We start from the raw sequence: 23,277 nt of genomic DNA on the forward strand, positions 1-23,277 counted from the left end.
TCAGCATAGGTAAAGGTGCCATTAAGTATGCCGTTAATACTTAGGCAGTGACGTCGCTGCGTTGCCAGTGGACTTCTAAAAATGCTTAAAACTACGCAATCCAGGTTCATCACATCACTCAGTCTATTTTTTATAGTAATGATTATCATTACAGTAATCGTTATTCAAATTTTTGTTTCACCACAATTAAAACGGGCTGAAAGCCAATTAGTAGCCAATCAGGTTGACGGGATTGCCGTAAATATTACCAACCGCCTTAATACGGTTCAGTCGCAAATTCGCTCAATTACCCAAGTGGTGGCGCAGATGGACAGTAATTCCATCGATCGTCTGTTACCTGCGTTAGTGGATCAATATGGCGATAGTAATGTATTTGGTGGTGGCATCTGGCCGCTGCCGAACCAGCGTGATGCCACACGGGCAAAATTCAGTACCTTCTTTGCGCGAAACGAGCAAAACCAGCTTACGGTGAATACGTTCTGGAACAGTGCAGAGTCGCCTAACTATTTTGAACAATCCTGGTACCAGGCCGGATTAAAATCGCCAAAAGGACAATGTGTATGGGCTCCTGCTTATGTTGATAGCGCCAGCAGTGAAGCCCGTACCAATTGCGCCATGGCAATTTATAAAGATGATAAGCCGTGGGGCGTGGCAACCATTGATGTCACCTTGGGTTTTTTTAATAACCTGGTTAAAAATATGGAGCAGAAGGTCAATGCCAGTATTTTTATCCTGGAGCGCGATGGCACTATCGTGGGAGCCAGTACCCCGGCAAATGAAAAACTACCCAAGCTGAGTGCGCTCGGTGAGTCCAATCCCCAGGCCCGGCAAATGCAAATCATGCTGGGACAGGTAGGTAACAGCGGTGATTTGCTTGCGGACTACGATAATGACGGCACCTCGCATACCATGATTTTGCGGGCGATTAAAGGCAGTCCATGGTTTATTGCGACGGACATGCCCACCAGCATGCTGCTGGCCAGGACCCACGCCATCCTTGCCAGTTTGGGCTGGGTTCAGATACCCATGGCATTGCTGCTGTTGTGTGTCATGATTTTTGCCATCAAGATCGTTATGCGCCAGTTGGCGGTACTGCATCATAATATCAGCCGACTGTCCGAAGGCGGTGCGGATCTGACGCGTCGGTTACCGCTGGGTAAAAGCCCGGAATTTAATCGCGTTAACCAGAGTGTTAATCACTTTCTGGATTTTCTGCAAAACCTCCTTAAGCAGGTCGGTGATAGCAGTTTAGCCATTGCCAGCGCGTCGCGTGAAATCGCCAGCGGCAACCTGGATCTGTCCGCGCGCACCGAAGCACAGGCCAGCTCTATTGAACAGACCGCCGCGTCCATGGCGCAGTTGACCAGCACCGTGAAGCTGAACGCCGGCAATGCCCAAGACGCCAATCAACTGGCGCGCGACGCGTCGGGAGTCGCAGGCAAAGGGACCCATGTGGTACACCAGATCGTTGATACCATGGGATCCATTAACAACTCATCCAAGAAAATTGTCGATATTATTAGCGTTATTGACAGCATTGCCTTTCAAACCAATATCCTGGCATTGAATGCGGCGGTTGAAGCAGCCCGCGCCGGCGAACAGGGCCGGGGTTTTGCCGTGGTGGCCTCCGAGGTACGTAACCTAGCGCAACGTTCTGCTACTTCTGCCAGGGAAATCAAGAAACTGATAGAAGACTCGGTGGCGGATATTTCCGTCGGTAGCGATCTGGTGACGACGGCAGGTAGCACCATGGACGAACTGATGAAAGGTGTGAACAATGTTGCCACGCTAATGGGCGAGATCATGTCATCCAGCCAGGAACAGAGTCTGGGTATCGAGCAAGTCAATATTGCTATTAACCAACTGGACAGTACCACACAGCAAAATGCCGCCCTGGTTGAACAGGTGTCCGCCGCGGCGCAATCGATGCAAGAACAAACCTTGCAGTTGGAGACGGTGGTCTCAGGTTTTAAACTGTAAATAACGCGAGGGGGATAATGGAATAACCCCCATTTATCATAATCAGTTGTGGGTAGTGATGCCTGTGTGGTAATCGCGTTCTTACACATCCCTTATCCAATGACTGAATAAAAACGGGCCATCGTGGCCCCACTAAGATAAAAATAAGCGCCTTACGGATTTGGTTTGGTTACCAGAACATTGTTGTATTTTAATATTCCCATATCGTATTATTAAGTTCCGGGTAGTATTGTTAATATATATAATTTGTAAATTTGACATATGAATAATTGTTTGGATATATTCATCTGAACTATAGTCTAGTAGATGAACACTCTGGTTGCTGATAACATGCTAAAACATATTGTAATGTGATGGAAGCGACTTATGTCAGCAATCAACTCAAGTGAAATAATACCAGAAATAGAGTTGCCGCTGTCGGTAACAAAACTGTTTGATCAGATGCATTATGCTTTTGCCATACGAAATCTTGAGGGGCGGTTAATCTATGGTAATCCGGCATATCTTGAGTTTTTATGTTTGAAGTCTAAAAATGAAATTGTGGGTAAGTTTGATAAGGACGTTAAAGCACAATTGTTTGAATCAAATGAGGTTACCGAAGAGTTTGCCAAACAATATCGTCGCGTTTGTCAGGGAGAAAAAACCTTCGCAACACTTGAATTACACCCTCAAGTCATGGGGTATCCTTATATATTCAAAAAAACACCTTACAAAAATAAAGAGGGTAAGTGCATTGGCATAATTGGGAATAATGATATATTGAAAACTAATTCATTAAATGATTATGTTAAAGGTAATATGTCAGGATCACTTCTGCTCAATAAGCCCGATGATTTTTTTACGGAACGCCAATGTGAAATCTTCTTTTATCTGCTGCAAGGACTCAAGGTAAAGGAGGTTGCCATCAGGTTGAATCTCTCGGTTAATACCGTTAATAATTATATGCAGACTTTATACGATATGACCGGATCGCGTAATCTTGACGATTTCAAGGCGTTTTGCGAGCAGCGTAACTATCATCGGTATCTGCCTAAGCGGTTTTTGGAGAGCGAAGCGATCATCTTTGGTCGTTTGATAATGTAATGAACTACTGTGAATCGTCGGATCACCATCTAGTTATTGTAAGCCGATATTAATTATTTGGATATATTCATCTGATTCATTGGCAGTGGATAGATATTTCGGCCATGGTTTTTTTGTAAAAGAAAGCCTACTCTGTTAGGAGAAAAATATGTCTCATGTGTGTTCGGATTCCGTAGTACCTGAAGTAGTACCTGAAGTAGTACCTGAAGTAGTACCTGAAATTAATTTACCCAGTTCATTTACTAAAGTATTTGATCAGGTTAACTATCCCTTTGTGATAAGAAACAAGGAGGGTAGGATGATCTACGCCAATCAGGCAAGTGCGGAGAGTTTGGGCGTCAAGTCGGTAAATCTTCTGTTGGGAAAACTTGATAGCGAAGTGGATTGTAAACTCTTCAATGCAGAAAATGTGGTAGCTGAATTTAACAAACAATATAAACGTACATGGGAAGAGGAAATCATCTTCTCCACATTGGAAATTCATCCCCACTCTCACGATCATCCCTATATATTCAAAAAAACACCATTTTATAATGAAAACCACGAGTGCGTAGGTATGTGTGGGTATAATAAGGTTTTGGAACTATATACTTTAAATGATTATGTCAAAGGTCAAATGCCAGGTTCATTACTGCTGAATAAACCCGATGATTTTTTTACGGAACGCCAATGTGAAATCTTTTTTTATCGGCTGCAAGGACTTAAGGTAAAGGAGGTCGCAATCAGGTTGAATCTCACAGTTAACACCATCAATAATTATATGCAGACTCTATACGATATGACGGAATCGCGTAATCTTGACGATTTCAAGGCGTTTTGCGAGCAGCGCAACTATCACCGGTATCTGCCTAAGCGGTTTTTGACCAGTGAGGCCATCACCTTTGGTAGTTCGATAATATAATGAACGCCAGGCGATCGTTGAGTCAGCCTTCAGCGCATAGGCACTATCGGGACTTGATACAAACGTTACACCCTGAATGATTCGAGTCGCCCAACGTTGGCAATACACAGGCCAATAAATCTGGAACAGAGTCGAACAGCACTTGGGCTGGTGCCAAGGTGAACCACCGGGCGGAGGTTCATCAATCCCCAGGTGCTTACACAATAAATGATGCCGGAATTTGTGGCCACTTGCCCGGCGATCAAATTCTATGCAACGGAACACCCCCGAATACTCCTCCCGCTTTGTTGAAGATTGGACGTTATTTCAGTGTAGGTGAATTTACATCAGATGCTTTTTTACAAGGGATTAGTGAGGATGGGTTGATGTGGGTTAACGTCTGATTATGGCTTTTGGTGTCCCCGACAGGAATCGAACCTGTAACTAGCCCTTAGGAGGGGCTTGTTATATCCGTTTAACTACGAGGACCCGATAGCGCGGGTGATTATACCCGATTCATCTCCAAAAATAAGTACTTAAGCGTTCAATCGCTCATTCGCTGCGCAATGGTGAGTAAAAAACAGGGCTGACGTCATCGTGGAAGTGCTCTATGTTATGATTGCTAACATGTTAACCAAGAGCTGAGTTGTCGATGCTGGAAGCGCATGACCTATGCTGTGTTCGTGATAACCGTGCATTGTTTACCGGCTTGAACCTGTGTGTTTCAGCGGGAGAATTGCTGCAGGTGGAAGGGGCCAACGGCGCGGGCAAGACCTCGCTATTGCGTATTCTGGCCGGGTTGTCTCAGCCTGATAGCGGGGTAGTGTGTTGGAAAAAAACACCGATCAACCGTGAACGTGGGTTATATCACCGCGACCTGTTATATCTTGGTCATCAGGCGGGGGTAAAAACGACGTTAACACCGTTTGAACATCTGGCTTTTTTTCAGGCCGCCGCCGGCGTGGGTCGTGATGAAAACGCAATTTGGCAAGCGTTGGAGCGGGTCGGGCTGCTGGGATATGAAGAGCTGCCGGCGGCTGGGCTGTCGGCAGGTCAACAACGGCGTGTCGCCCTGGCGCGTTTATGGCTTTCCACCGCCGTATTATGGATCCTTGACGAACCGCTGACTGCGATTGATCACGCGGGAGTTGACGATGTCATGGGGGTCATTACCGACCATTGTGCTGCGGGCGGCATGGCCTTGCTCACCACGCATCAACCGCTGCCCGCAACCCACACTAGGATAGGTAAAATTTTATTATCACCCGAGGTTCCAACGCTGGCCAATGGCTTCACTGAACACCTTGTCCATAACCAGGTCCGCGCCAATGCTGGCGGGATTACTGTGAGCAAGAACCAGAAGAGAGTCGGTGGCAACCCCTGGGCTACAACGGTTGCGGATCATCCATGTTTTGGCTGATTATGCGCCGCGAGCTGCGGCTGGCGTTGTGTAACCGCGCGGAGATTATTAATCCGTTGTGCTTCTTCCTGATCGTTATTACGCTATTCCCGCTGGCCATCGGCCCGGAGCCGCAACTGCTGCAGCGCATTGCCCCAGGCATGATCTGGGTGGCGGCACTGCTGGCCAGTCTGCTGTCTTTGGAACGTTTGTTTCGGGACGATTATGTCGATGGTTCGCTGGACCAACTGTTGTTATTGCCGATGCCGGTGCCGGTCATGGTGTTGGGTAAAGTGTGTGCGCATTGGTTGTTAACCGGGTTGCCGCTGTTGTTGCTTTCGCCGCTAGTGGCGCTGTTTTTTTCTTTGGATGTCATGACCTGGCGGGCGATAGCCCTGACGTTATTGCTCGGTACGCCGAGCTTAAGTTTGATCGGCGCCATTGGTGTGGGCCTAACGGTGGGGTTACGCAAAGGGGGGGTACTGTTAAGCCTACTCCTGTTACCCCTGTTTATCCCCGTATTGATTTTTGCCACCGCTGCTATCAACAATGCGGCTCAGGGGATGCCAATAAGCGGCTATCTGGCCATTCTTGCCGCGCTATTGGTGGGAAGTGTCATGTTGGCGCCGTTTGCCACTGCCGCTGCGCTGCGGGTCAGTGCACAATAGCGCGGGCGGCGATCGGGTGTCGATTTTTTGATGAGCAGAATATAATTATGTGGAAATGGCTGCATCAATGGGCGAAACCGGAGCGGGTGTATCAGCTCTGCGGTCGCCTTATTCCCTGGATAGCGACGGCTACCGTATTGGCGTTATCGCTAGGCGGGGTCTGGGGTTTTGGTTTTGCGCCGGCGGATTATCAGCAGGGTGAAAGTTATCGCATCATGTACATCCATGTGCCCGCGGCCATGGGGTCGATGGGGATTTACGCGGCAATGGCCGTTGCCGCATTTATTGGCCTGGTATGGCAAATGAAAATGGCCGATTTAGCGGCCGCAGCGATGGCGCCAGTGGGCGCGGTGTTGACTTTTATCGCCCTGGTTAGCGGTGCCGCCTGGGGCAAACCGATGTGGGGTGCCTGGTGGGTATGGGATGCCAGGCTGACGTCCGAGTTGATACTGTTGTTTTTGTATCTGGGGATCATGGCGCTGTATAACGCGTTTGAAGATCGTCGTTTGGCCGGGCGTGCTGCCGGTATCCTGATTCTGGTAGGTATAGTGAATATTCCGATTATTCACTATTCAGTGCAGTGGTGGAACACCCTGCATCAAGGTTCGACCGATATGCAACAAAGTATTGATCCGAGCATGCGCACCCCGCTGCGTTGGTCGATGCTTGGATATCTGCTGTTTTTTATTACGCTGACATTGATGCGTTTGCGAAATATGATCCTGTTGTCGGAGCGCCACCGCCCGTGGGTGGTGGCGTTGGTCACTAAGTTGGTCACGAAGGAGACCTTGCGATGACGCCGGCATTTAACTCGTGGTCCGCGTTTTTCGCCATGGGCGGCTATGCGTTTTATGTCTGGCTTACGGTGTCTGTTAGCCTGTTGTCGCTGTTAGGGTTGGTGATTCATACCCATTGGCACCGGCGTCAATTGCTGGAGGCTATTCGCCGCCAACAGACGCGGACGCTGCGCATGCGTCGAGGCAGGCTGAATACCACGGTTGATGCAAACCCGCCGGTTGCCCATACTGCCGATGGCAATGCGCCGGATGAGAAAGGATCAGCACTGAATACGCCTGGAAAAATCGCCGGGGAGGATGTTCTGTGACGCCACGTCGCAAAAACCGGCTGTATTTGGCCCTGGTGATGTTGTTGGGCGCTACGCTTATCGTGACGCTGGTACTGTATGCCCTCCGGGCCAATATTGATCTGTTTTATACCCCCAGGGAGATCATTGAGGGGAAAGGGGCGCAACATGAAAAACCGCATATCGGCCAGCGGCTGCGCATTGGTGGTCTGGTGATGCCGGGTTCCGTTAAGCGCGACCCACATACATTACAGGTCACATTCAGAATTTATGATGCAGTAGGTTCCATTTTGGTGAGTTACGAGGGCATTTTGCCGGATCTGTTCCGCGAAGGGCAGGGGGTCGTGGCCCAAGGGGTGTTGGGGGCCGATCAGGTCGTGCAAGCCCGCGAAGTGCTGGCTAAGCATGATGAAAACTATATCCCTCCCGAAGTGGCTGAGTCGATGAAAACCACGCAAAATACCGTCGCGAAACCCAGCATGCAGCGCAAGGACCCATTATGATCCCGGAACTGGGTAATTTCTTGTTATGTCTGGCCGTCGGTTTGACGTTGTTATTGGGGGTTTATCCCCTATGGGGCGCGGCACGGGGTGATGCCCGACTGATGGCGGTGGCGCGTCCCTTATCCTATGGGGTGTTTCTGGCGATTGCCGGCGCGTTTGTGTGCTTGGTTTATGCCTTTGTGGTTAACGATTTTTCCGTTGCTTATGTGGTTAATAATTCCAATACCACCTTGCCGGTTTATTATCGCATTGCCGCCACCTGGGGGGCCCACGAAGGATCGCTGCTGCTATGGGTGTTAATACTCAGCGGCTGGACGCTGGCAGTAGCGTTGTTCAGTCGTCGGATGCCCGATGAAGCCATCGCCAGGGTACTGTCGGTGATGGGGATGATCACCCTCGGTTTCCTGGTGTTTATTTTGCTCACGTCCAATCCGTTTAGCCGGACATTGCCGGATGTTCCCATTGATGGGCATGATTTGAATCCGGTGTTGCAGGATATTGGGCTGATTTTTCATCCGCCACTGCTTTATATGGGGTATGTGGGTTTTTCGGTCGCGTTTTCTTTTGCCATTGCTTCGCTGATTGCCGGCCGCCTGGATACCGCCTGGGCGCGGTGGTCCCGGCCCTGGACCACCGCAGCCTGGATCTTTTTAACGTTGGGCATCGTGTTGGGATCGAGTTGGGCTTACTACGAATTGGGTTGGGGAGGCTGGTGGTTTTGGGATCCGGTGGAAAATGCGTCCTTGATGCCCTGGCTGGCTGGCACCGCGCTGCTGCACTCCCTGGCGGTCACAGAAAAGCGCGGTACTTTTAGGTCGTGGACAGTATTGCTGGCTATCGCCACGTTTTCATTATGCTTGTTGGGCACCTTCCTGGTCCGTTCAGGGGTACTGGTTTCGGTACACGCCTTTGCCTCGGATCCGGCGCGCGGTATGTTTATTTTGGCGTTTCTCGTGCTGATCATCGGTGGCTCGCTGTTGTTGTATGCCCTTCGTGGTGGTCAGGTGCGTAGTCGTGCGCAACACGAGGTATTTTCCCGGGAAACGTTTTTGCTGGGTAATAACCTGTTGCTGATGGCCGCCATGCTGGTGGTGCTTTTGGGGACGCTGTTGCCATTAGTTTATAGGCAGTTGGGCATGGGCAGTATTTCCATTGGTGCTCCCTTCTTCAATAGCATGTTTACCTGGCTGATGGTGCCATTTGCCCTGCTGATGGGGATCGCGCCGCTCATCCGCTGGCGGCGGGACGACGCGTCAAAATGGGTCAAACGGCTCGTGTTGGCGCTGGTGATTTCCCTGGTATTATCTCTGGTGCTGCCCATGCTGATGGCCTCGGAGATCCAGGCCATGACGGTGGTGGGACTGATGATGTCGTTATGGGTGATTATTCTCACGCTGATGGCGTTGCATGAGCGCGCCACCCACCATCACCGATTCTGGCGTGGTCTGGCGCAGCTCAGTTGTAGCCAGTGGGGCATGGTGCTTGGCCATTTGGGTGTGGCGGTGACGGTTATTGGTATCACCTTTAGTCAAAATTACAGCCAGGAGCGGGATGTGCGCATGAAAGTAGGGGATAACGTTGAGGTTAACGGTTATCACTTTACCTTTCGCGAGATACAGGATTTGCAAGGTCCTAACTACGTCGGTGCGGTGGCAACCTTTTTAGTTCGCCATAAAGGCAAGCCGGAAGCGACGTTACGCACGGAAAAGCGCTTTTACCGCGTCAGTCGCACCGTGATGACCAAGGCGGCCATCAGTGGTGGACTGACCCGGGATCTTTATGCGGCGTTGGGTGAGGAGATGGATGACGGCTCTTGGGCTGTTCGGCTCTATGATAAACCCTTTGTGCGGTGGATTTGGCTGGGCGGGTTATTTATGGCGGCTGGTGGACTGTGTTGCCTGGCCGATCCGCGCTACCGGGCTAATAAACGCACTCGACAGGCCGCTGTGCGGGAGGACACATGAAACATAAGCTGCTGTTTATTCCGCTGGTGCTGTTCCTGTTATTGGCCGCAGTGTTGGTTGTCCAACTGGTACGCAATGCGCAGGGCGACGATCCCATGCGTCTTGAGTCGGCGCTGATCGGCAAACCGGTGCCAGCATTTACGCTGACATCTTTAGACCAACCTGGCAAAACGTTTGATCGCGCGGTGTTACGTGATGGTCACCCGCAGTTATTAAACGTCTGGGCTACCTGGTGCCCCACCTGTCGGGCTGAACATCAATTTCTCAATACGCTCGCACGCGGAGGTATCCGGGTGGTGGGGATCAATTATAAAGACGACCGTCTGAAAGCGATTAACTGGCTCAATACGCTGGGTGATCCCTACGCCTTGAGCCTGTATGATGGCGACGGCATGTTTGGCTTGGATTTGGGGGTCTATGGCGCGCCGGAAACCTTTTTGATCGACGGTCGCGGCATTATTCGCTATCGCCACGCCGGCGACCTGAACGCCGACGTTTGGCAACGGGAAGTGCAGCCGTTGTATCTGAAATATTCCCGGGGAGGCTGATGATGCGGATAGTGATTTATCTCGCCCTGTTCGGTTTGCTGTTTAGTGTTCAGGTCGGCGCAGCCATTGATATCCGGCACTTTGCCAGCATCGAGCAGGAACGGCAATATCGCGAACTGACCGAACAATTGCGTTGTCCAAAATGTCAGAATACCAGTATTGCTGATTCCAATTCCATTATCGCTGCCGATATGCGCGCCAAAGTCTACCAGCTTATGGAGCAGGGCCAGGGCAAGCAGCAAATTATTGATTATATGGTGGCGCGTTATGGTTATTTCGTCACCTATGTTCCGCCGCTTAATCCGTTAACGATCTTTTTATGGCTGGGGCCGCTGCTGCTGGTGGTCATCGGGGGTGCACTGATCATCTTGCGTACGGTGCGGCGTTCCCGTGGAGCAATGTCTTCTCGATTGTCCCAGGATGAACGGCGCCGTGTGGCGGCGTTACTGGCTAATCACCACGGTAAACAACCATGATATCCTTTGGCATCTTGTTCACCGTGCTGCTGGCGCTGGCGACCATGCTGTTGGTTTTACCCGCCCGATGTCACGGTGGTTATGCCGCGGCCACTACCCGAGATGCGCTGAATATCGAGTTTTATCGGCGCAGGCTGGAGGAGTTGGCTGTAGATGAAACCCAAGGACTCGTGGGCGAGCATGGCTTGCCTATTGAGGAACTACGCGAAGAACTACAGCAAAATTTGCTGGTGGATGTTCCCACGGTCCAGCCGGTGGAACCAACGCTGATGACGCTCTGGGTGCTGGCGCCAGGTGTGGTGGCCTTGGTGACGATCACGCTGGCCTTGTACGCCTGGACTGGCGGGATCCCCCAGGTCTGGCGCTGGCAGCAGACGGTGGATGCGATGCCGGCACTTAGGACGCGCATTATGGATTCGGGTGCCAGGCAACTATCGCCTAACGATTTGGCGCGCCTCGCCGTTGGGTTGCGCGCCTCGTTGCAACGGCAGCCGGATAATATTCAGAACTGGCTTTTTTTGGGACACATTGGTGTGGCGCTCGGTAATGCCGCCATGGCAACCCAAGCCTTCGGTCGGGCTTATCAGTTAGCGCCGGACGATGCGGTGATTGACCTTGACTACGCCGAGGTGTTAATTCGTTCAACCGATGCCGGTGATAACCAAGAAGGTGTTCGGATAATGCAACGCCGGGTGAAACAGCAGCCGGATAATCTGGCGGCACTGAATCTTTTGGCGATTGGCGAATATCAACAGAATAATGTCGTTCAGGCATTGGCCTGTTGGCGGCACATGGTAACGCTGTTGCCGGCGAATGATCTGCGTGTTGATGCCATTGGGCGCACTATAGCACAAGCTGAGGCGCAATCGGGTCTGGCGACGGTTAAACTGCACGTTAGCGTCACTCTGTCGCCAGATGCAGCGGCGCAACTTCCGGCCAACGGGACGGTGTTTATTTCCGTTACCGACGGGAAAAGTACGCTACCGATGGCGGTAAAATCTTTGCCATTGAGCCGCTTTCCGTTATCGTTGACCCTGGATGACAGTAATGCGATGACGCCGGCGCGTGTTTTTTCTCCTCAGCAACAGGTAAAAATTCGGGTCCGGATTGCCAAAGACGGTTCTGCCGAAGCCAAACGTGGTGATTGGTTTGGCGAAAGTCCCATGTTGAATATGAATAGCATTGGCCAGATTGCCGTGCACATAGATCAACAAATGCCCTAGCGGCGGGTACAAAATAATAAACGGAGTTTACACATGAATTATCGCCTGTCAGGTGTGGCACTGGCCAGCGTTTTGGTTCTGGGGTGTGCCAGCAGTACAACCGATCGGTCTTATCATGATCGGCCGGATCGCTTGGAAGGGTTCAATCGGACAATGTTTGATTTTAACTACAATGTCCTGGATCCGTACGTTGTTCGACCGGTAGCGGTGGCTTGGCGCGATTACGTACCCACCCCGGCGCGTAATGGGCTGGGTAATTTCTTAAGTAACCTTGGCGAACCGGCCTCCATGGTTAACTACTTCCTGGTTGGCAATCCCTATAAGGCGATGATTCATTTCAATCGTTTTTTCCTCAATACGCTACTTGGCATGGGGGGGCTGATCGACGTCGCCTCGATGGCCAATCCTAAACTGGCCAAAGAAGAGCCACGGCGTTTTGGTAGCACCCTTGGTACCTATGGTGTCGGATACGGTACTTACGTGGTCCTGCCGGGTTACGGTAGTTTTACCCCCCGCGAAGATATCGGTGGGGCGGTGGATAACTTCTATCCGGCGCTCAGTTATCTCACCTGGTGGATGTCTGCTGGTAAATGGGTGTTCCAAGGTATCGAAACCCGCGCGGAGTTGCTCGATTCCGATGCGTTGCTACGCAATTCATCCGATCCGTACGCCATGGTGCGCGCCGCCTACTTCCAGCGGCATGATTTTCTGGCCAGCGGTGGCAAGTTGATACCGCAGTCAAACCCCAACGCGCAGGCGATCCAAGGTGATCTGAAGGATATCGATTCGCAATAATGTGCCAATCAATAACGCCGATACCCTAAAAATTCGTGTGGCAGGAAAACCAACATGCCTGCAACGTACAGCATGGCGGGTATATACCCGGTGGGTGTACAAGAGTACAATTTGATGTAGGTACTTTTGATCGACTTTATATATTATGCAGGTAAAACCTGTGGAGAGATAACCATGACCCACTCACTAAACAAATGCAGCGCCCAAGAAACCGCCGCCTGTTGCTGTGTTGATGTTGGCACTATTATCGACAATGAAGATTGTACTGCGTCCTATAGCAAGGTATTTGACCAACGCGATCAGGCACAATCCATGCTAGCGGCGTTGACTGAAAAGGCCCGCTCGGTGGAGTCCGATCCTTGCCAGATTGACGGTCGGATCAAACCCGTCGACAACGGTGTTGAACTCACTGCTGATTTTACCTTCTGTTGCCAGGCCGAAACGCTGATCTTTCAATTGGGATTGCGTTAACCCCGGTTTTTGCAGGCTCTTCACTGAGCCTGTTAGTGTGTTGGCAACCTGTCTACGGCCTGTCTCGGTCTGAGCAGGTATGTCTACCTTCTGCGTCTTGGATTATTCCTCCGCATCCGCTCATCGCCATACGCATCATCGTGTCAATCATAATAATGTTATTTATTCGCACCTTTAGCGTAAAGTATTGTCATATGCTAATAGCCGTCACATTTTGTCGCGGCGCTCGTCGGTAAATTAGCGCTCTGGCAAGGGCAAATGAAGTGAGAACGGTTGACTCTATGGCGGGTATTGATGTAAAAAGCAGCGTTTTAATGACGAGATTTCGAGCGCGAAAGCCCAGTCATCCCGTTTTTTTTCGCGTTTTGTCAAACAATAACGGTGCATTATGCAAGTTTTAATTATGCGACACGGCGATGCTCAGCTTGATGCGGCCAGTGACGCACAACGGCCTTTGTCGGTTCGTGGTAGTGATGAATCACGCTTAATGGCATCTTGGTTAAGTAGCAGGATTCTTGATACCGATCGTGTTTTGGTTAGTCCCTATCTGCGCGCCCAGCAAACGCTGGACGTACTGCGTGAGGAACTGGTGCTGCCGGAAGAAGAAGAGCGTATGCCTGAGCTGACGCCCGGCGGCGATGTTGATTTGGTCTGTTGTTATTTACAGACGCTGGCCAATGAAGGGTTGGGCTCGGTGATGATTGTGTCCCACTTGCCTTTGGTCGGTTATCTGGTGGCCGATCTTTGTCCCCAAGAGCAGGCGCCGATGTTCGCCACCTCAGCGGTGGCCTGCGTGGATCTTGATGCGCAAAGCGGCAAAGGCATATTAAACTGGCAGGTTGGGCCGGCCCAATTACTCAGCAAAGTTAAAGCCGGGTAACGCTTACTCATTGAGCTCGATTAGCACCAGCAGCGCCGCGTCGCCACCAAAGGGTTTTGGCGCTTGGTGAAATCCCAATACATCGGGGTGTTGTGCTAGCCATAACGGGGTTTGCTGCTTGAGAATATGTTTACCGTGGCCGTGCATGACACAGGCACAGTGCACATGTTCTCGACGGCAGGCGGCAATCAATGCGCCCAACTCCTGCTTGGCCTGTGCTTGGGTCAGACCATGTAAGTCAAGAAACAGTTCTGGTGTGTAGTCCCCGCGCCGCAGTTTTTTGACCTCATAGGCACTGGCATCGGGACGTACATAACGTGCCGGACCTTCATTATCGAGTAACGGCTGGAATTCGTCGGAAAAATAAAAACTGGCATCCACCTGTTCCCTGATGAGCCGCCGTGTAGGCAATACCGACACTTTTAGACGAGGTTTCGGTGGTTTGACCGTATCCTGGCGCAGGCGCTTAGTGCCGGCGACCGACTCCCGGAACAAATGGCGTTCCTCATCGGCCAATTGATATTTTTTCTTCATTCCCCACTCTGCGTCCGTTGTTTTCAGTGAGTTTACCTCGTCCAATCCTCCGGTGGCGAAACTTTCGCTCGTTGGCGGCATTTATTCACTGTCTCTCGGGGCGATCCCTTGGCGACCAAACGCCCTGGCGTCTGGTGGTATGACAGGGATTAATTGCACTCTGGCGAATTTTGCCTGCTGCTTTGAGCCCGTCTTCATGGCAAACTAGCTGCCAACAAGCGGAACCTATTTTCCCGCGGAGAGTAAATTGGATAAAATTTTTGTCGATGAGGCGGTTGCCGAGCTGCACAGTATTCAAGATGTGTTGCGTTGGGCGGTCAGTCGTTTTAACGCTGCGCAAATCTACTATGGTCATGGCACGGATAATCCCTGGGATGAGGCGCTACAACTGGTGCTGCCCAGTCTGTTCTTGCCATTGGATTTGCCAACGGAGATGTTTGTATCGCGTCTGACGACCAGTGAGCGTAGTCGGATCGTTGAGCGCGTAGTGCGCCGGGTAAATGAACGGATTCCGGTTGCCTACTTGACCAATAAGGCCTGGTTCTGCGGTTTGGAATTTTATGTGGATGAGCGGGTGCTGATCCCCCGGTCACCCATTGGCGAACTCATCGATGATCGCTATCATGATGTGTTGCCGCAGCCGCCGTCCCGTATTCTGGACATGTGTACCGGTAGCGGCTGTATTGCCATCGCCAGTGCCTTTGCATTTCCGGAAGCTGAGGTGGACGCGGTGGATATTTCCGGCGACGTGCTGTCGGTAGCCGAACATAATATCCAGGCTTATGGCCTTGATAGTCGGGTAACCCCTCTGCGTTCGGACTTGTTCCGGCAACTGCCGCCGTTGCGTTACGATCTGATTGTGACCAATCCGCCCTATGTGGATGAAGAGGACATGGGCGATCTTCCGCAGGAATTTCAAGCCGAGCCGGTTCTGGGATTGGCTGCCGGCCACGATGGTTTGACCCTGGTCCGCCGCATTCTGGCCTGCGCGCCACAATATTTAAGCGATGAAGGGGTGCTGATCTGCGAAGTGGGCAACAGCATGGTGCATCTTATCGAGCAATACCCTGAGATCCCTTTCAATTGGTTATCGTTCGAACGTGGTGGTGATGGGGTCTTCTCCTTGACGCGGGAACAGCTTGTGGCCTGCGCGGAAACCTTTACAATATTCCTGGACTAGGGGTGTGCCCTGGTCGGCAAACGGCGTTATTTTACGTACAATCAGGTTAAGCATAGGAGTCCCGATGGCAGGGAATAGTATTGGTCAATTATTTCGTGTCACCACGTTCGGTGAATCTCATGGTGCGGCGCTGGGTTGCGTGGTTGATGGCGTACCGCCGGGCATTCCGCTGACGGAGGCGGATTTACAGCATGATCTGGACCGGCGCCGACCGGGGACCTCACGTTATACCACTCAGCGACGCGAGCTTGATGAAGTGCGAATCCTGTCCGGCGTATTTGAAGGGGTCACTACCGGTACCAGTATTGGCCTGATCATCGACAATACCGATCAACGCTCGCAGGATTATAGCGCCATCAAGGATGTCTTCCGTCCCGGGCATGCAGACTATACCTACGAACGTAAGTACGGTGTGCGCGATTATCGTGGTGGGGGCCGGTCGTCGGCGCGGGAGACGGCCATGCGGGTCGCGGCCGGGGCGATTGCCAAAAAGTATCTGGCGCAGCGGCATGGTGTGACCGTGCGGGGTTATCTGGCGCAAATCGGCGATATTTGCTGTGAACTTAAAGATTGGGATCAAGTAGAACAAAATCCTTTTTTCTGCCCGGATCCGGATCGATTGGAGGCGCTCGATAGCCTGATGCGTAAGCTGAAAAAAGAAGGTGACTCCATTGGCGCCAAAGTCACGCTGGTGGCTGAGCATGTCCCGGCTGGCCTGGGCGAGCCGGTGTTTGATCGTCTGGATGCCGATCTGGCCCACGCCTTGATGAGCATCAATGCGGTAAAAGGCGTGGAAATTGGCGATGGTTTTGCCGTGGTCGCCAAACGCGGCAGCGAAAACCGCGATGAAATTACCCCTGAGGGGTTTGTTAGCAATCATGCCGGCGGGATCCTTGGTGGCATCAGCAGCGGACAGGCGATCATTGCCCATCTGGCGTTAAAACCCACTTCCAGCATTATGGTGCCTGGTCGCACGGTGAACCGCGCGGGAGAACCGGTTGATATGGTGACCCGCGGCCGCCACGATCCCTGCGTCGGCATTCGTGCGGTACCTATCGCCGAGGCTATGATGGCGATTGTACTGATGGATCATTTGATGCGCCAGCGAGCTCAATGTGCTGACGTGACCACCACTGTTCCTCAATGGTAATATGATGCGGCAATGGATAGCGGGTTTATTGGCCCTGGCGGCCGTCCAGGCATTGGCGGCACCCACGCCTTGGCAGAAAATTGACCATCCGGTGCCCGGCAACCCGCAGGCCATAGGCGGGTTCGCCAACGGCTGTATGATTGGCGCGCAGCCATTACCACTGGATGCGGCCAATTATCAGGTATTGCGTCCGGATCAGCGGCGCTATTTCGGACAACCCGATCTGCTGCTGTTTATTTCGCGCTTGAGCAATCAGGTGCGGCATTTGCAGTTGGCTAATGAGTTATTGGTGGGTGATATGGCGATGCCGGCCGGAGGCCGCTTTAGCAGCGGTCACGCCAGTCATCAGTCAGGACTGGATGTGGATATCTGGTTGCAACTGCCGCAACGGCGCTGGAGTGCGGCGCAGTTGCTTAAACCCCAGCCGCTGGATTTGGTGGCGGCCAATGGTCGTGATATCAATGCCAGCCGCTGGCAGCCGCACATCGCGATGCTCATTAAGCTTGCGGCCGAGGATGCCGATGTCACGCGTATTTTTGTTAATCCTGCAATAAAAAAACAGCTGTGTCGTGTTGCGGGTCAGGACCGCGCATGGTTAACCAAAGTTCGACCCTGGTTTGGTCACCGTGCCCATATGCATGTGCGTCTGCGTTGCCCCGTCGGCAGTCCGGAATGCCAGGAGCAGACCCCGCCACCGGCGGGGGATGGTTGCGGCGCGGAGCTTGATAGCTGGTTTATGGCGCCAAAACCTGGTGCTGCGCCGGCTCCGGTAAAACGGCCGCCGCCATTGCCGCCGTCTTGCCAGGTATTACTGGATCGCCATCTGGTGGCAGAATAACCTAGTGCGATAGCTGCGCTGACTGAAACTGGTTGGGCAGGACTGTCTTGGGCTGTAACCTATAAACGCTGGATGATACATGGATTGGTTAGCCGTATCCCCCCTGGTATTTGTATTATTGTTTGGTGTGAGCCTATTGGCGGGGTTTATCGATTCTATCGCCGGCGGCGGTGGATTGATCACCGTGCCCGCACTGTTGGCGGCCGGTTTACCGCCGGCTCTGACCTTGGGAACCAATAAACTACAGTCGGTGGGCGGATCGTTTTCCGCCAGCCTCTATTTTATTCGCCAACGGGCGGTGAATATTGGCGATCAGAAACTGACCATCGCCCTGACGTTTATCGGTTCGATGACCGGCGCCATCCTGATTCAGCATCTGCGGGCAGATTTACTGCGACAGATGTTGCCGTTGCTGGTGATCGGTATCGGACTCTATTTTCTGTTGATGCCGCGTATCGGCGAAGACGATCGGCAACGTCGGCTTTCCGCCTGGCCGTTTGCGTTGGTGGCCGGATGCGGTGTGGGGTTTTATGACGGTTTTTTTGGCCCAGGCGCGGGTTCGTTCTACGCGCTGGCGTATGTGACGCTATGCGGTTTTAATCTGGCCAAGTCCACTGCCCACGCCAAAGTGTTGAACTTCACGTCCAATCTGGGCGCGTTGCTGCTGTTTGTGTTTTCTGGCCACGTGGTGTGGAGTGTGGGATTGGTGATGCTGGCCGGTCAACTTTTAGGCGCGCGTTTGGGCGCCCACATGGTATTAACCAAGGGACAGAAGCTGATCCGTCCGATGATCGTGGTGGTATCGCTGCTGATGAGTATCAAACTGCTTTATGATGGCCACGGTGCTGAGATAACGCACTGGTTAGCCGACTATTATTGAAAGATAAGTGACAATGTCCAACCAATCACATGAATATCAGCAGTTGATCGCGCTGTTCAATCGCTGTTTTTCCGACAGCTTGAATACCCGTTTGGTTAAAGGCGACGATGAACCTATTTATCTGCCGGCCGACGGTGATCATGCTTATCATCGCATCGTATTTGCCCATGGCTATTATGCCAGCGCAATGCACGAAATCTCTCACTGGTGCATTGCGGGTGCACGCCGTCGTTTGCAGGTGGATTTCGGTTATTGGTATTGTCCGGATGGCCGTGACGACGACACCCAGCGTCGCTTCGAGTTGGTTGAAATCAAGCCCCAGGCACTGGAATGGATGTTTTGCGTTGCCGCTGATTTCCCCTTTAACGTGAGTTGCGATAATCTTAACGGCAGCAGCGAACCGGACCGTATTGCTTTCCAACGCAAGGCTCATGACCAGGTGATGAATTATCTATCACAAGGCATACCACAACGCGCGGCCCAATTTATCCAGGCGTTGCATGCGTTTTACCATACCCCGCCTTTGGCACAGCAACAATTTCCCTACCCGGCCGATATGTAGAGCGTTGCCAGCCCCGAATGAAGAATAAGGACCCGTGATGATAGTAGATTTTGAAACGCGCATCTTGGCGTTAATTGATAATATGGTGGAACACGCCAGCGACGATGAGTTGTTTGCCGGAGGGTATTTACGCGGCCATTTGACGCTAGCGGTGGCGCAAGCGCAGGAGAATGATGAACACACCCCCGAGGAGCTGCATGAGCGTGTACAGTCCTGCTTGGCCGAGGCGATTGGCAATGGGGAGTTGTCACCACCGGATCAGATCCTGGTGTTCGGCATGTGGCAAACGCTGTATGCGCAGGCTGGGGCTGAATAACGCCTTATTTCCCATAACCCATTTACCTGTTCTGCGCGGTGGTTTTCGGCCATGGGCGCAGCGGGTTTATGGCGTATCTGCTCGAGTCCAGTGGACCAGGATGTTTAGGCGTTTCTCGGCAACCTTTCGTGTGCAATAAAAAATAAAATACATAATATCAAACAGATAAAATGGCAATACTATGATGCCATACCATTGTTAAACGAAACTCAAATTATCCCTGGTTACACTATTTAATCGCGTACAATCCAATGCTGATGGCGGTCCATGATCGTCCGTCCGGTGTGGGTGTAGGTGTAGGTGTAGGTGTAGGTGTAGGTGTAGGTGCGGGTGATGAGTCCGGCTTTTTCGCGGTATGCCGCGTTCGTGCTCCTGCCCACATCATCCCATGATCCGCGTCCACACATTCTGTCAACCAAACCAGGCTCGTCCACCTCTGATATAGAGGCATGACCACCGTGCGCCGTTATCTGGCTGCGCCTGCGAGCGGGTTTGTCAGGAATATTTGCTTAATCATAAGGATAGATGATGTCAGGTTATACCTCTCGACCTCTACACAAGCGATATTCGCATCGTCTGCGCGGTTTTATGCCGGTATTCACGCTCGTCGCGGCCAATTGCGCTGTTGCCCAAACCCAGCATCAGTGGCTGCAAAACGATCGACCCATGCCCCATGACGCCGACGTCATAACGGTAACATCGCCCGTCTCCTCACCCTTGACCATCACCACCGCCACCAAAACACCGCGCCAGCCGGTACCTGCCAGCGATGGGTCCGATTATCTAAAGACCATTCCGGGCTTTTCGCAGATCCGTAACGGCGGCACCAATGGTGATCCTGTGTTTCGCGGTATGTTCGGCTCACGCTTGAAAATTCTGGCCGGTGGGGCGGAAATGCAGGGGTCCTGCCCCAGCCGTATGGATGCACCCACCTCCTATATTTCCCCCGAAAGTTATGATCTGCTGACCTTAGTTAAAGGACCACAGACCGTACTCTGGGGGCCGGGTGCCTCCGCTGGTACCCTGCGTTTTGAACGGATTCATCCGCATTTCGACGCGGCCGGGATCCAGGCGGAAGGGAGTCTATTGGGTGGTTCCAATGCGCGGCGAGATGAGACCCTCGGTGCAAGTTTGGGCAATGAACAGGGTTACCTGCAACTGTTGGGGAATAAATCGCGGGCCAGTGATTACCAGGACGGAACGGGGCGGCGGGTGCCATCCCGTTGGGATAAGTGGAACGGCGATCTGGCCGTCGGCTGGACGCCTGATAACACCACCTGGATGGAACTGTCCATGGGCCGGGGCAATGGTGAAGCCAGTTATGTAGGTCGTGGCATGGACGGGTCCCAGTTTAAACGTGAAAGCCTGGGCGCCAAGTTTGAAAAAAGCGAGATAAGCGAGGTGTTGGATAAAATTGAAGCGCAGGTCTACTACAGTTATACCAATCATATCATGGACAATACCACCCTGCGAAAGGTGCCGACCAACGTTGCGGCCGGCAAGCGTGTCGGGTGCTGCAAAGCGCGCCAGCGTGCCGCCAGTGCCGCCCGCTCTAGCAATTTGGATCGCCGGACTACCGGCGCCCGCGTTATGGGTACCTGGTTATGGCCGGATTTTCGCCTGCAGTCCGGGCTGGACGCGCAAACCAATACCCATCGTGGCCACCAAAAAGAGGGCTGGCAAAAAGACGCCTGGTTCCAACAATACGGGGTATTTAATGAACTCACCTGGTCCCGGGATCAGCATGAACGCATTATCGGCGGTGCGCGTCTCGATCAAAGCCTGGCTGAAAAATACGCTTTATCAGCAACGGACCGGCGTAGTGCAACGCTGCCGGCGGGGTTTATCCGTTATGAGCGTCAACTGGCCTTTTTGCCGGTTATGTTTTATACCGGGCTGGGGTACACCGAGCGTTTTCCGGATTACTGGGAAATGTTTGCTCCCAACGACGGCCCTCGGCGTGGTGAAGCGGCTTTTGCCACGTTGCAAAGTGAAAAAACCACTCAAATCGATGTGGGTGTCCAGTACCACGGCCAGCCATTTGATGCGTGGCTTTCAGGTTATGCCGGGCGGATTAATGATTACATCCTGGTTAAGTATGACCCGAAAAATGCCTACCGTCGTCAGGTGACCAACGTTGATGCCATGATCCTGGGCGGTGAGATGGGGCTGGGATACCATTTTACCCAACATTGGAAGGTGGACGCCAGCATGGCGTATTCCTGGGGCAGCAACCTAAGTGATAGCCGACCGTTGCCACAAACACCACCGCTGGATGCTCGGTTCGGTCTGACGTATGAACGGCAACAGTGGAGCAGTAGCGCCCTGTGGCGGGTCGTCAGTCGCCAGCAGCGGGTGGCGATGGATGAGGGCAATGTCGTTGGCAGGGATTTCGCCACCAGCGCCGGTTTTGGGGTGATTTCGGCCAACGTGGGTTATAAGATCAATAAAGCGATCAAAGTCAGCGGTGGAATCGATAATATTCTCAATAAAACCTACAGCGAACATCTTAACCTGGCCGGTAACAGTAACTTTGGTTATTCCGCCGATATGCCGATAAATGAGCCAGGCAGGACGCTGTGGATGAAGCTGAATATGAAATTTTAAACCCAGGTTCTTGGCGGTAAGTACATGAATTCCGATGAGCTTACATCGGTAAGTGATTTGGGCGAATGAACGCCGCCAACGCTCCCGCAACGTGAACGATGGCGGGTATAACCGGTTGCGGCTAATGCCACCACCGGTCAGCCAACACCAAAAGGATTTTTAAAAACGATAACTCATGCCCATGCCCAATATATCATCTGCTGCGATACCTAACGGATTGTCATCTGCTAGCCGGTTTATTTTATAATCGGCATAAATCGACATATTTTTATTAAAGAGATAAGTTAGGCCAACGTCTATATAGTTAATTAAATCCACATTACCATATTTTTCAATATTTTTACCTTTTGAATTAAAATATCCTATTTCCGGTTGCAGACCAAAATCAAAGAGATACTGCGCTACCAGTTCAATATTCTGCGCTTTGTTTGCCATGCCTATAGAACCGATCGGTGCGGTATTTCTCGTTTCCGAGTATAAGGCGGCTAAATAAATACCCTTGGCGTTATATTTTAACCCGGTTGCCCAGTTTTCAGCGCGATCGCCCCTGCCATAATCAAGCTGTTGCTGCGCCTGCGTGCGCTTGGAATTAGAGTAAGCCCCCAAGATCGAACCACCCCAGCTAAAATCATACGACGTGGAAAAACCATAACCATCGCCGTTGGATTTGGTCGCCATTCGGGAATTGTTTGAGTCCTGATCATTGGCCCCTTGATATTGCATACCAAATTTCAGTCCTTGAACCAGTCCGAAAAAATTATTATTTCGATAGGTTAATAAACCCGTTGAGCGACCGCCCATAAAGCTGTCAGAATAACTGTAGGTGAGATCGTCAAAAATCGCCGCTATATCGGTAATCGATGCGACATCATACATTATCCCCCAATTTCTGCCATAATCTAAAGATCCCAGATTACCATATTTTAGTCCAGCAAAGCCTAAACGGGTTTTTGTCCCGGTTAGTGCGTCGCTTCCTCCCTCGGTATGATTGGTTTGTATGTTATATTCCCATTGACCATACCCGATTAATTGATCGTTAATTTGGGTTTGGCCTTTAAAACCTAAACGAACATAACTATTATCCCCGTCACTACCGGTACTGTCGCTAAAATAATGTCTGGCTTGCACACTACCATAAAAGTCGAGTTTATTGGCATTTTTGTTGTATATTTCAGCTGCATATAAAGGCGCCGCCATAAGAGCGACTAAAGCTGTAGCTATTACTATCTTCATTTTTTGTTTCTCTTCAGGTCGAT

The 23,277-nt window shown here is 51.8% G+C and carries 23 protein-coding genes, 1 tRNA gene and 1 pseudogene; 22 read left to right on the top strand and 3 right to left on the bottom strand.

All coding sequences use genetic code 11. The features are described from left to right. The first annotated feature begins 81 nt into the window (after window positions 1–81). From SJI19_RS00770 to SJI19_RS00780, 3 genes are all read left to right on the top strand, one after another. Entirely contained in the window at window positions 82–1,980 is a 1,899-nt protein-coding gene (locus tag SJI19_RS00770) for a methyl-accepting chemotaxis protein (RefSeq protein WP_323476345.1), read from the top strand. A 366-nt stretch (window positions 1,981–2,346) separates the two neighbouring features. Then, window positions 2,347–3,063: a PAS domain-containing protein gene (locus SJI19_RS00775; RefSeq protein WP_323476346.1), complete on the top strand. Its 717-nt coding sequence runs from the start codon at window positions 2,347–2,349 to the stop codon at window positions 3,061–3,063. Window positions 3,064–3,211: 148 nt separating this feature from the next. Next, on the top strand, window positions 3,212–3,964 hold the full coding sequence (locus SJI19_RS00780; protein ID WP_323476347.1) for a PAS domain-containing protein: 753 nt from the start codon (window positions 3,212–3,214) through the stop codon (window positions 3,962–3,964). 393 nt (window positions 3,965–4,357) lie between these two features. Here the strand turns inward: SJI19_RS00780 and SJI19_RS00785 are convergent. Then, window positions 4,358–4,432: transfer RNA gene (locus SJI19_RS00785), tRNA-Arg, on the bottom strand. Between the two features lie 163 nt (window positions 4,433–4,595). On the opposite strand from SJI19_RS00785, the pseudogene ccmA reads away from it, so the two are divergent. From ccmA to sixA, 12 genes and pseudogenes are all read left to right on the top strand, one after another. Next, a pseudogene (gene ccmA / locus SJI19_RS00790) lies at window positions 4,596–5,207 on the top strand (cytochrome c biogenesis heme-transporting ATPase CcmA); the annotation flags it as partial. Between the two features lie 143 nt (window positions 5,208–5,350). Then, a complete protein-coding gene (gene ccmB, locus SJI19_RS00795) occupies window positions 5,351–6,010 on the top strand; it encodes a heme exporter protein CcmB (RefSeq protein ID WP_323476348.1) in 660 nt (219 codons plus the stop codon). Window positions 6,011–6,057: 47 nt separating this feature from the next. Then, complete coding sequence (locus SJI19_RS00800) at window positions 6,058–6,807, top strand: heme ABC transporter permease (RefSeq protein WP_323476349.1); 750 nt, start codon at window positions 6,058–6,060, stop codon at window positions 6,805–6,807. Further along, window positions 6,804–7,115 carry a heme exporter protein CcmD gene (ccmD, locus tag SJI19_RS00805; RefSeq protein WP_323476350.1) on the top strand — a complete coding sequence of 104 codons (312 nt, stop codon included), beginning with the start codon at window positions 6,804–6,806 and terminating at the stop codon, window positions 7,113–7,115. Before SJI19_RS00800 ends, ccmD begins: the two co-directional genes overlap by 4 nt. Continuing rightward, the gene (gene ccmE, locus SJI19_RS00810) at window positions 7,112–7,597 is read left to right on the top strand and encodes a cytochrome c maturation protein CcmE (RefSeq protein WP_323476351.1); all 486 of its coding nucleotides are present in this window, start codon (window positions 7,112–7,114) and stop codon (window positions 7,595–7,597) included. The genes ccmD and ccmE overlap by 4 nt, the downstream gene beginning before the upstream one ends. Then, window positions 7,594–9,561, top strand: coding sequence for a heme lyase CcmF/NrfE family subunit (locus SJI19_RS00815; protein ID WP_323476352.1), 1,968 nt, complete (start codon window positions 7,594–7,596; stop codon window positions 9,559–9,561). The genes ccmE and SJI19_RS00815 overlap by 4 nt, the downstream gene beginning before the upstream one ends. After that, window positions 9,558–10,109: a DsbE family thiol:disulfide interchange protein gene (locus SJI19_RS00820; RefSeq protein ID WP_323476353.1), complete on the top strand. Its 552-nt coding sequence runs from the start codon at window positions 9,558–9,560 to the stop codon at window positions 10,107–10,109. The genes SJI19_RS00815 and SJI19_RS00820 overlap by 4 nt, the downstream gene beginning before the upstream one ends. A gap of 2 nt (window positions 10,110–10,111) precedes the next feature. Continuing rightward, on the top strand, window positions 10,112–10,585 hold the full coding sequence (locus SJI19_RS00825; protein WP_323476557.1) for a cytochrome c-type biogenesis protein: 474 nt from the start codon (window positions 10,112–10,114) through the stop codon (window positions 10,583–10,585). After that, the gene (ccmI, locus tag SJI19_RS00830) at window positions 10,582–11,808 is read left to right on the top strand and encodes a c-type cytochrome biogenesis protein CcmI (protein WP_323476354.1); all 1,227 of its coding nucleotides are present in this window, start codon (window positions 10,582–10,584) and stop codon (window positions 11,806–11,808) included. The genes SJI19_RS00825 and ccmI overlap by 4 nt, the downstream gene beginning before the upstream one ends. A gap of 33 nt (window positions 11,809–11,841) precedes the next feature. Then, window positions 11,842–12,603, top strand: a complete 762-nt coding sequence (mlaA, locus tag SJI19_RS00835) for a phospholipid-binding lipoprotein MlaA (RefSeq protein WP_323476355.1) — start codon at window positions 11,842–11,844, stop codon at window positions 12,601–12,603. Between the two features lie 174 nt (window positions 12,604–12,777). Then, on the top strand, window positions 12,778–13,074 hold the full coding sequence (locus tag SJI19_RS00840) for a YfcZ/YiiS family protein (RefSeq protein WP_323476356.1): 297 nt from the start codon (window positions 12,778–12,780) through the stop codon (window positions 13,072–13,074). Between the two features lie 388 nt (window positions 13,075–13,462). Continuing rightward, on the top strand, window positions 13,463–13,954 hold the full coding sequence (sixA, locus tag SJI19_RS00845; protein WP_323476357.1) for a phosphohistidine phosphatase SixA: 492 nt from the start codon (window positions 13,463–13,465) through the stop codon (window positions 13,952–13,954). 3 nt (window positions 13,955–13,957) lie between these two features. Here the strand turns inward: sixA and smrB are convergent, their stop codons facing one another. Next, the gene (smrB, locus tag SJI19_RS00850; protein ID WP_323476558.1) at window positions 13,958–14,488 is read right to left on the bottom strand and encodes an endonuclease SmrB; all 531 of its coding nucleotides are present in this window, start codon (window positions 14,486–14,488) and stop codon (window positions 13,958–13,960) included. 247 nt (window positions 14,489–14,735) lie between these two features. Here smrB and prmB point away from each other — a divergent pair, with 247 nt between their 5' ends. From prmB to SJI19_RS00885, 7 genes are all read left to right on the top strand, one after another. Beyond that, complete coding sequence (prmB, locus tag SJI19_RS00855) at window positions 14,736–15,668, top strand: 50S ribosomal protein L3 N(5)-glutamine methyltransferase (protein ID WP_323476358.1); 933 nt, start codon at window positions 14,736–14,738, stop codon at window positions 15,666–15,668. A 64-nt stretch (window positions 15,669–15,732) separates the two neighbouring features. Then, a complete protein-coding gene (gene aroC, locus SJI19_RS00860) occupies window positions 15,733–16,818 on the top strand; it encodes a chorismate synthase (protein WP_323476359.1) in 1,086 nt (361 codons plus the stop codon). A gap of 4 nt (window positions 16,819–16,822) precedes the next feature. Then, entirely contained in the window at window positions 16,823–17,656 is an 834-nt protein-coding gene (gene mepA, locus SJI19_RS00865) for a penicillin-insensitive murein endopeptidase (RefSeq protein WP_323476559.1), read from the top strand. Window positions 17,657–17,735: 79 nt separating this feature from the next. After that, window positions 17,736–18,536 carry a sulfite exporter TauE/SafE family protein gene (locus SJI19_RS00870; protein WP_323476360.1) on the top strand — a complete coding sequence of 267 codons (801 nt, stop codon included), beginning with the start codon at window positions 17,736–17,738 and terminating at the stop codon, window positions 18,534–18,536. Between the two features lie 13 nt (window positions 18,537–18,549). Continuing rightward, window positions 18,550–19,098 (top strand): elongation factor P hydroxylase, encoded by a 549-nt coding sequence (locus SJI19_RS00875; protein ID WP_323476361.1) that lies wholly within the window; start codon window positions 18,550–18,552, stop codon window positions 19,096–19,098. A 37-nt stretch (window positions 19,099–19,135) separates the two neighbouring features. Further along, entirely contained in the window at window positions 19,136–19,414 is a 279-nt protein-coding gene (locus tag SJI19_RS00880; RefSeq protein WP_323476362.1) for a YfcL family protein, read from the top strand. Window positions 19,415–20,002: 588 nt separating this feature from the next. Then, window positions 20,003–22,021, top strand: coding sequence for a TonB-dependent copper receptor (locus tag SJI19_RS00885; RefSeq protein ID WP_416347482.1), 2,019 nt, complete (start codon window positions 20,003–20,005; stop codon window positions 22,019–22,021). Between the two features lie 159 nt (window positions 22,022–22,180). On the opposite strand, the gene SJI19_RS00890 is transcribed toward SJI19_RS00885, so the two are convergent. Beyond that, window positions 22,181–23,254 carry a porin gene (locus SJI19_RS00890; RefSeq protein ID WP_323476363.1) on the bottom strand — a complete coding sequence of 358 codons (1,074 nt, stop codon included), beginning with the start codon at window positions 23,252–23,254 and terminating at the stop codon, window positions 22,181–22,183. Window positions 23,255–23,277 lie beyond the last annotated feature (23 nt).

Source organism: Acerihabitans sp. TG2 (genome assembly GCF_035013185.1).
GTDB lineage: Bacteria > Pseudomonadota > Gammaproteobacteria > Enterobacterales > Enterobacteriaceae > Acerihabitans.